We start from the raw sequence: 1,601 nt of genomic DNA on the forward strand, positions 1-1,601 counted from the left end.
GCAGAAGTCTGATCAATTGGGGTTACCGTACAATCGGTACAACCAGGAACTACCGGCGCACCTGGAATTGGTGTCGGATCAGTTGACTCGGCATGCACGTTTCCACCTTTTGGATCTTTACCATCAGCTTTGGCAATATTGGTTACATAACCCCTGTCTAAATCAGCCTGGGTTACAGTATGTTTAGCCGTAATGTTTGCGGTAGCATTTGGTGCAAGGCTGGCAATTGATGCCGGACTGATACTGCCTGGATCAGCGTTTGCATCGGTAATTGCAATTGCGGTAACCGTTACATTTCCAGTGTTTTTAACTACCAAATTGTAGTTGATGATGTCTCCTATTTTATTGTGTACTCCAACAACTGCCGTTTTGGTTAAGCTCAATAAAGGGTTTTGTGCTATCGGAGTAATGGTTGGATCATCTCCAACAGTAGTAGTTCCCGATTTATCCTCTACAATATTACCTGCAGGACTACTGGCTTTTACCAATGCACTGTTAGTCACATTTCCTGCATCAGCATCCGCTTGAGTAACGATGTAATTAGCGACATGCTTAATCTCATTGTTAGGCAAAATACTACCTGGAATATTGATTATCGAATTACTGATTAATGGATCAGTAATATTGATATTGTTCAAGGTAACATCACCTGTATTTTTAATGGTGAATGTATATTCAATTTTATCGCCCACATTAAAGGCCCCACCAACTGCCGTACCTGTATTCGTTACTGCTTTAACCAAATTTATTGCAGGGCTTTCATTTACGGGTACCGTTATTTCAGGAACTATTGGTACAGTAGGATCAATCGGATCAATGATCGAAGCTACGTTTTTGATCGAAGTCGTTCCTACAGGAAGATCTCCCGAGACAATCGCTTTAAAGCTCAATACCAGAGTACCATTGGCGGGAACACTTAAACCTGCCCAGTCTATTTTATTACCAGTTAAAGTTCCACCATTGCTAATCGTATTAATACTTGTCAATGTGGCGGGCACATCATCACTGGCAGTAACACCAGTTTTAAGGGTACCATAGCTATTGGTTAAAGTAATATTGTAAGTCAAAACATCACCCGGTTTAACTGTAGCGGGGTTACCTACGATCGTTTTAACTGCAGTGATCTTACCCTCAGTTGGTTTCTCAACTTCCGGTGTAACAGGTACCGTTGGATCAATCGGGTCAATGATTGAAGCTACGTTTTTAATGCTTGTCGTCCCAGCTGGAAGGTTAGCAACAACAGTCGCGTTAAAGCTCAATATCAGGGTACCATTAGCTGGAACAGTTAAACCTGTCCAGTCGATCTTGTTGCCGGTTAAGGTTCCTGAATTAGAGATCGCAGAAATACTTGTCAATGTATTTGGTACATTATCGCTGGCGGTAACACCAGCCTTAGCCGTACCAAAACTGTTGCTCAGGGTAATGTTGTAAGTCAAAACATCGCCGGGTTTCACCGTAGCAGGGTTACCTATGATCGTTTTAACTGCAGTGATCTTACCTTCGGTTGGTTTCTCAACTACTGGGGTAATCGGTGTAGTCGGATCAATCGGATCTACAATACTCGCTGTATTCTTGATACTTGTCGTTCCAACCGGAAGGTT

The 1,601-nt window shown here is 42.5% G+C and carries 1 protein-coding gene; it reads right to left on the reverse strand.

Annotated elements, in window-relative coordinates; all coding sequences use genetic code 11:
* Positions 1-1,601, reverse strand: a 1,601-nt coding sequence (locus tag BUC20_RS33990; RefSeq protein WP_159441169.1) for a DUF7507 domain-containing protein, incomplete at both ends; no start/stop codon positions are given.

This window comes from Pedobacter caeni (assembly GCF_900129215.1).
Lineage (GTDB): Bacteria > Bacteroidota > Bacteroidia > Sphingobacteriales > Sphingobacteriaceae > Pedobacter > Pedobacter caeni.